The organism is Microcoleus sp. Pol11C3 (genome assembly GCF_036701485.1).
In the GTDB taxonomy this organism is placed as follows: domain Bacteria; phylum Cyanobacteriota; class Cyanobacteriia; order Cyanobacteriales; family Microcoleaceae; genus Microcoleus.
The window spans coordinates 71,668-78,583 of sequence record NZ_JAUBQW010000010.1; the positions used below are offsets into that span (position 1 = coordinate 71,668).

The 6,916-nt window shown below is 51.1% G+C and carries 9 protein-coding genes; 6 read left to right on the forward strand and 3 right to left on the reverse strand.

Features of this window, described 5'->3' with window-relative positions; all coding sequences use genetic code 11:
- Positions 1 to 102: 102 nt before the first annotated feature.
- The 6 genes from QUA40_RS04805 (at position 103) to QUA40_RS04830 (ending at position 4,621) form a co-directional block, all read left to right on the forward strand.
- Positions 103 to 330, forward strand: a complete 228-nt coding sequence (locus QUA40_RS04805; protein ID WP_333122219.1) for a hypothetical protein — start codon at positions 103 to 105, stop codon at positions 328 to 330.
- A complete protein-coding gene (locus tag QUA40_RS04810) occupies positions 320 to 715 on the forward strand; it encodes a (R)-mandelonitrile lyase (RefSeq protein WP_333122221.1) in 396 nt (131 codons plus the stop codon). The genes QUA40_RS04805 and QUA40_RS04810 overlap by 11 nt, the downstream gene beginning before the upstream one ends.
- A gap of 57 nt (positions 716 to 772) precedes the next feature.
- Positions 773 to 1,549: an SDR family oxidoreductase gene (locus tag QUA40_RS04815; RefSeq protein WP_333122223.1), complete on the forward strand. Its 777-nt coding sequence runs from the start codon at positions 773 to 775 to the stop codon at positions 1,547 to 1,549.
- A 220-nt stretch (positions 1,550 to 1,769) separates the two neighbouring features.
- Positions 1,770 to 2,825 (forward strand): NAD(P)-dependent alcohol dehydrogenase, encoded by a 1,056-nt coding sequence (locus QUA40_RS04820; protein ID WP_333122225.1) that lies wholly within the window; start codon positions 1,770 to 1,772, stop codon positions 2,823 to 2,825.
- Positions 2,826 to 2,910: 85 nt separating this feature from the next.
- Entirely contained in the window at positions 2,911 to 3,555 is a 645-nt protein-coding gene (locus tag QUA40_RS04825; protein ID WP_333122227.1) for a TMEM175 family protein, read from the forward strand.
- A 58-nt stretch (positions 3,556 to 3,613) separates the two neighbouring features.
- The gene (locus QUA40_RS04830; protein ID WP_333122230.1) at positions 3,614 to 4,621 is read left to right on the forward strand and encodes an aldo/keto reductase; all 1,008 of its coding nucleotides are present in this window, start codon (positions 3,614 to 3,616) and stop codon (positions 4,619 to 4,621) included.
- 250 nt (positions 4,622 to 4,871) lie between these two features.
- Here QUA40_RS04830 and QUA40_RS04835 read toward each other — a convergent pair whose 3' ends face one another.
- The 3 genes from QUA40_RS04835 to QUA40_RS04845 all read right to left on the reverse strand — a co-directional run.
- Positions 4,872 to 6,164, reverse strand: a complete 1,293-nt coding sequence (locus QUA40_RS04835; protein WP_333122232.1) for a ribonuclease D — start codon at positions 6,162 to 6,164, stop codon at positions 4,872 to 4,874.
- Positions 6,165 to 6,384: 220 nt separating this feature from the next.
- A complete protein-coding gene (locus tag QUA40_RS04840; RefSeq protein ID WP_333122235.1) occupies positions 6,385 to 6,597 on the reverse strand; it encodes a hypothetical protein in 213 nt (70 codons plus the stop codon).
- Positions 6,598 to 6,697: 100 nt separating this feature from the next.
- A partial coding sequence (locus QUA40_RS04845; protein WP_333122238.1) for a transposase occupies positions 6,698 to 6,916 on the reverse strand: 219 nt, incomplete at its 5' end.

Genomic DNA, 6,916 nt, shown 5'->3' on the forward strand with positions numbered 1-6,916 from the left:
CGTTTTGGCAGCGTTCATTTCTAAGTTTGTAGGATTGTACAACAATCTTAGACGATCGTTCTATTGCTTAGCCTTGAGGATTCTTAGAATGAAGCTAAAGCAATGAAAAATGTCCGGCTTCTTGTAAGCATTCTGGACTTTTATTCAAGAGAAAACTCTGTTTTGATTGGGCAAGAGACTCGCCTGCTAGCAACCCAAATGCCATCAAGGCTAACCTTGCTTATTAAAAAATCCATCCCTATTGATAGAGAAGCGATAAGTGCTCAATTTCTACCATTGGGACAGCCACCGAAATGGCATCAAGTGAAGGAATTAAGAAATGGACATTAAACGAAGTGGCTCACAGCCTTCCGCCAAAGGACCGGCTGAGTATTTTACCGGCACTGTCCGCATTGACCCCCTGTTCCAGGCAAACGATCCAGCACGCACGTCTGGCGCCAGTGTCACGTTTGAGCCTGGTGCTCGGACAGCATGGCACACCCACCCATTGGGACAGACCTTGATCGTGACGGCTGGCTGTGGACTCGTACAGCGCTGGGGTGGCTCGATCGAGCAAATTCGACCCGGAGACGTGATCTGGTTCTCGCCGGGTGACAAGCATTGGCACGGTGCCACGCCAACCACGGCGATGACGCACATTGCCATTCAAGAGGCGCTCGACGGCAAGCCTGTGGACTGGCTGGAAAAGGTCAGCGACGAGCAATATCACAACTGATATCCGCATCCGGCGGTTTTAAGACCTTGTTGAGATGAAGAATTGAAGGAACAAATAATGACCATGAAAGAGAATGAAAACTACACAGGAAAGGTTGCGTTTGTGACCGGAGGAGCGAGTGGCATCGGTCGAGCTGCGGCGCTGGCGTTTGCCCGTGAAGGTGCCAGCGTGGTGGTCGCTGACATCTCAGAACAGGGCAATCAAGAAACAGCTCACACGATCAAAGAACTCGGCGGTCGGGCGATCGCCGTCAGGTGCGATGTGACGCGGGTACAGGACGTGAAGGCGGCTCTGGACAAGACCGTTGAGGCTTTCGGGCGGCTGGACTTCGCCTTCAACAATGCGGGCATCGAGCCGAGGAAGGCAGCTCCGACTGCGGAGTACGAGGAGGAGGAGTGGAACCGGATTATCGACATCAACCTCCGCGGCGTTTTCCTGTGCATGAAGCACGAGATCCCGCTGATCCTCAAGCACGGAGGCGGCGCGATCGTCAACACGTCCTCGGGCGCAGGAATCATCGGCATCAAGGGCAGCCCCGCGTACACCGCCGCGAAACATGGCGTGATCGGACTGACCAAGGCAGCGGCCCTCGACTACGCCGCGCTGAACATCCGCGTCAACGCCGTCTGTCCCGGCTACATCGACACCCCGATGATGGGTCGCTTCACCGGCGACACGGACGAAGGGCGCGCCAAGGTGGTTGCGGAGGAGCCAGTCGGACGGATGGGCACGCCTGAAGAGATCGCTGCCGCTGTCCTCTGGCTGTGTTCGGACTCGTCTGCCTTCGTGATTGGGCACGCCCTGGTTATCGACGGGGGTCAAACGGTGCAGTGATGTTCGTTGCCAAGACGATCGAACCCTAAACGCACGACAACAAAGCATTGTCGCGATCGCCACCTTCACCGCTAACGGATGACTCATATCGCTACTCAGGAGGTACTCGACCGCAAACCCGTGGACTGGCTGGAAAAAGTCAGCGACGAACAATACCAGGACAGATTCAAGACCGAGTAGAAGTAAACCAGCTTATCTTTCAGATTGGAGCATCCTTATTATGTACAACGCCAAAGCTTACTCCGCAGCCAGTGCAACATCACCGCTGGCCTCCGACACGATCGCACGGCGCGATCCAACCGAACACGACGTTCAAATCGAAATCCTCTTCTGCGGCATCTGCCATTCCGATCTTCACATGGTGCGAAACGAGTGGGGCGGCGGCACGGTCTACCCGATCGTTCCCGGTCATGAGATGGTGGGACGGGTCACTCAGGTTGGCTCGGCAGTGACGAAGTACAAGCCTGGTGATCTGGCAGGAGTCGGCTGCATGGTTGATTCGGATGGAACCTGTCCCCAGTGCAAAGCTAACCTTGAACAGTTCTGCCCGAACCTGACGCTCACCTACAATTCCCCAGACAAGCACAAGACTGCTCCAGTCACCTATGGTGGTTACTCCGATAGCATCGTCGTCGATGAACGCTTCGTTCTGCGCGTTCCCACCAACCTCGATCTCCCTGGAGTCGCGCCACTCCTGTGCGCCGGAATCACCACCTACTCGCCCCTGCGCCACTGGGGCGTTACCGAGGGCAAGAAAGTTGGCGTGGTCGGTCTGGGAGGATTGGGACACATGGGCGTGAAGTTCGCTCGTGCCTTCGGCGCTCATGTCGTCGTCTTCACAACCTCGCCCGGTAAGACGGAAGATGCGCTCCGCCTCGGTGCCCACGAAGTCGTGGTTTCCCGCAATGCCGACGAAATGCAAAAGCACGCTGGCAGCTTCGATTTCATCCTCGACACCGTTTCAGCCAAGCACGACATCAACGCCTATCTCAACCTGCTTCGCCTCGACGGCAACATCACCCTTGTCGGTTTACCTGAGAAGCCCCTGGAGGTCGCGGCATTCAGCCTGATCGTGGCCCGCCGCAGTCTCTCCGGCTCTAGCATCGGCGGCATCGCCGAAACCCAGGAGATGCTCGACTTCTGCGGCGAACATAACATCACCGCCGATGTCGAAGTCATCCCCATCCAGAAGGCCAACGAAGCTTACGAAAGACTGCTCAAGTCCGATGTGAAATACCGCTTCTGTATCGATATGGCATCGCTGAAATCTGAATAACTGAGTTGGGACGGTGGAGGCTCGAAGGAGTCGTCATGCAGAAGCACAAACTTGGTAACAGCAACTATTCGCAGAGGAGGTGAGTGTGGATACCACACGCTTGGAGGCATTTAGCGACGGTGTTTTTGCGATCGCCATCACCCTGCTGGTGCTCGAAATCAAAGTGCCGCCACCGGATACGGCGCTTGGGGCAGCACTCCTCCAGCTCTGGCCGTCTTACCTCGCCTACGTGGTGAGCTTTGTGGTGATCGGCGCAATCTGGATCAACCACCACGCCATGTTCAAACACATCGTCCGCGTGGATGGAATGCTGTTGCTGCTGAACGTCCTCCACCTGATGCTCATTGCATTTCTGCCGTTCCCAACTGCCGTGCTTGCCGAAGCGTTTCACCGAGGAACAGACGAACCCGTTGCTGCTGCGTTCTACGGTGGAATCTTGACCGTCATTGGTATCTTCATCAACGCCATGTGGCGGTATGCGGCTCGTGGGAATCGGCTGCTGAGCACCCACCTCACAGCAACAAAGGTACGGCAGATCGGTCGGCGGTTCCTCATCGGGCCGATCGTTTACGCGATCACCACCGCGATCGCGCTAGTCGTGCCCTGGCTGGCGCTGCTGATCTACATCCTCCTCAACGTCTTCTATCTCTGGCCTCGCTGGGGTAACGAGAGCGCCCCGTCCCGCATCGGCGACCCCACTGCGAGTAGGGATCGCAGCGAAGGCGACTAACAACGACGAGATCGATCAACGGCGAACAATATCAGTTCCACATCAAAGGAGAAAAACAATGCAAAAACGAAAACTTGGAAACAGTAACTTAGAAGTCTCGGCGATCGGGCTTGGCTGTATGGGAATGAGCTTTTCCTATGGCCCGCCCAAAGACATACAGGAGATGACTGCTCTTCTGGGGGCTGCGGTCGATCGCGGCATTACATTCTTTGACACTGCCGAAGTCTACGGCCCGTACTTGAACGAAGAACTGGTGGGTGAAGCCCTTGCTCCCTTCCGCGATCGAGTGGTCATTGCCACCAAATTTGGGTTCGACATCAGTCCGAATTCCGATCCTCGCGGCATGAAAGGTTCACCCGGGCTCAATAGCCGACCGGAGCATATCAAGGAAGCCGTGGAGGGATCGCTCAAGCGGCTCAAAGTTGAGGCGATCGACCTACTCTATCAGCACCGCGTTGACCCGAACGTGCCGATCGAAGACGTGGCGGGAGCAGTGAAGGAACTGATTCAGGAAGGTAAAGTGAAGCACTTCGGACTTTCTGAAGCGGGAGTGCAAACGATCCGTCGGGCCCACGCCGTTGTGCCAGTCACGGCTCTTCAGAGCGAATACTCGCTGTGGTGGAGAAAGCCTGAAGCGGAAGTGATACCGACCCTTGAGGAACTTGGCATCGGACTTGTCCCCTATAGCCCGCTGGGCAAAGGCTTCCTCACGGGCAAGATCGACGAAAACACGACCTTTGACAGCTCCGACTTCCGCAGCACTCTGGCTCGCTTCACACCCGAGGCTCTCAAGGCGAATCAAGCCCTGATCGATCTGCTTGGCAGTATTGCAGAACAGAAGCAGGTGACGCCCGCTCAGATCGCACTTGCCTGGCTGCTAGCTCAAAAGCCGTGGATTGTTCCGATTCCAGGCACCACAAAGCTGCATCGCTTGGATGAAAATATCGGGGCAGTCTGCGTCGAACTCACGCCTGCCGATCTACGTGACATCGATGATGCCGCGACCAAAATCACAGTACAAGGCGCGAGATACCCCGAAAAGTTAGAGCTTTTGACCGGTCGCTGAGTCCAGTTTTAGTCTCTGGGTCTGGCATAATCACCGCTTAAACCAGACCCAACTCATTATGACAGGTTGCGATCGGATGGCAGAGATCAACCCCGAACCATAACAGAGTTACTGACTGCTCATTAAAAATTATGAGTGGAAACCCCGTGCTTTGAGCATCGGCTTTACATTTTTGTTCCTAGACCTTTTTGTCACCCTCCCAGCCCCCAGAGAACACAGAAAAATGAGATAAAATGTGATATTTTAATAGTTAAAACGGAATTTCTTCCTCTTCATCTTCCACAGTCTTAGCCGTCATCCGCCAACTCGTAATATACTCAATTTGCACATCAATTTTGTTAATAACTTCCCCTAACCGCTTTTGGATGTATTGAGTCAGCGTCACCATAAAATCTAACTCAACTCCCACAGATACCGCAAGTTTTGCCAATTTAGCAAAATCTACCTTCAAAATTGAGGAACTAGATAACTTAAAATGGGGAGTATTTTCCTTATTTTGCACCAACATTGCTTTTTTAATGCGATCTTTCAGATGCTCAACTTCTGAATCCAGCAACTTCCATTCAGGCAAAATTTCTTTGTACCTTTCCCCCAATGCTGTTAAATCCTCACTCTCCGGTTCCGGCGCAATTTTCTTAGTAGATTTTCGCCGCTGCTGTACATTAGAATTTAACCGCCAACTAGCAATCTCCTCAACTTCAAAAGATGGATCGGCGATGAGTTCGCCTAACTGTTTTTGAATTTCTTTCGTCAGCGTTACCGGAAAATTTAACTCAATTTCCTCAGTTTGCGTCAGTTTAGCCAGGGTGAGAAAATCTACTTTCATCGTTATCGAACTGGAAAGATCAAAATAAGAAGTGTCTTTGAGCTTTTGGGCTAGCATCCCTGCTTTAATGCGTTCTTTCACTTCAGCGATTTCTGCATCTAGCGGCTTCCACTGAGATTCTTTTTCCTGATATTTTTCGCCCAATGCTGTCAAGTTTTCCGTTGCGGGTTCGGGGTAACATTGGGCAAGGATTTCTAGCAGGCGGCGATGCACTCCAGCTAAATAAACCGCGTCCATCTTAGCATATTCTAGCTGCTTATGGGTCAGGGGACGCTTTGCCCAATCGCCGCTTTGTTCTGTTTTATCTACATAAGCAATGCCGCAAAGTGTTTCTATTAAAGTTTTGAGTTGTCGATTAGGTAAGGGCAGAATGTAAGCTGGAATCTTTCTAGCCATTTTTAATGTGCAAGTGACATTTTGAGCCTCGTCATTGCCGAGAAATCGGATGTCATAGCTGGCGTTGTGCAAGACTTTTTCAATATTTGGATTGACCATGATTTGGTTGATGAAATCTTTTGCCAATTCAGGTTTATCCAAGACATCGAGTAGAAAAGTGGCATCTCCCGTCGCATCTGTGGAGTCAGCTAACACCTGAATCAGAGATAATCTGGGGTTGGATTTATAGTCAGCGATTTCTGTATCCACCCACAGGATTTTAGCTTGGGCCAATTTAGCTATGAGTGCTTTGATGTCGTTTGCTGCTGTTAAATAAGGCATTTTTACCGACTTTTGCTATTAACTTTTTGATTCTCTTCTGCTATAGCAATTATCGGGTAGATTGTCAACGATTCAAGCGCCGGACATGGCATTGCCTTAGTCCTGGACACACGCAGACCTCAGAAATCCGGTTTCTTCCTATATTTCTCGTTCCTGTGCACAAAACTCGTAAAAACTGGGTTTTTAGCCTCCCGTTAAAAAAAGAATGCAGTCGATCGCACTATTGAAGATTCCCGCGAACTTCCTCTAAAAACCAGTTCCCTACTTCTGTATTGTCCGTCTGGCGGCTGCCGCGCAAACCTTCCTCTAATAAAGCAACTTTTAGCCCCGGCAAAACTTGAGATTCCGTCAGCCGTTCGCTTCCCCGGTTAGCAATTATTTTGAAAGCAATAACTTGCACTTTTTGTACGTCTACTACCCAATATTCAGACACTCCTAATTCTTCATAAATCGGCTCTTCAGAACTTGTGGTGATAAGTTTATCTAATCAAGTGCTAAAATGTTTAATGTTTTTGAGTGGTTAAATCTGTAAGTTATAAAGAGTCCGATGAAAAAGCTGACAAAAGACGTAACCGAAAGTTTTCAAAATTTGTAAACCCATAGCCTTGCCGTTTTATGAGCTTTATTTTATTGTTGATTCCTTCCATAGTTCCACTGGTAGAATGACTGATAAAGTAATTACAGATGGTTGGCAAATGGTCCGAAATAGTTTGAATAACTTTGCCATAAATTTTTGGGGCTTTTTGCAACCA

Excerpts from the sequence above, each read along its gene's own strand:
- QUA40_RS04835 (WP_333122232.1), bottom strand. The coding sequence starts at position 6,164 with ATGCCTTATTTAACAGCAGCAAACGACATCAAAGCACTCATAGCTAAA.
- QUA40_RS04830 (WP_333122230.1), top strand. The coding sequence starts at position 3,614 with ATGCAAAAACGAAAACTTGGAAACAGTAACTTAGAAGTCTCGGCGATC.
- QUA40_RS04810 (WP_333122221.1), top strand. The coding sequence starts at position 320 with ATGGACATTAAACGAAGTGGCTCACAGCCTTCCGCCAAAGGACCGGCT.
- QUA40_RS04815 (WP_333122223.1), top strand. The coding sequence starts at position 773 with ATGACCATGAAAGAGAATGAAAACTACACAGGAAAGGTTGCGTTTGTG.
- QUA40_RS04820 (WP_333122225.1), top strand. The coding sequence starts at position 1,770 with ATGTACAACGCCAAAGCTTACTCCGCAGCCAGTGCAACATCACCGCTG.
- QUA40_RS04805 (WP_333122219.1), top strand. The coding sequence starts at position 103 with ATGAAAAATGTCCGGCTTCTTGTAAGCATTCTGGACTTTTATTCAAGA.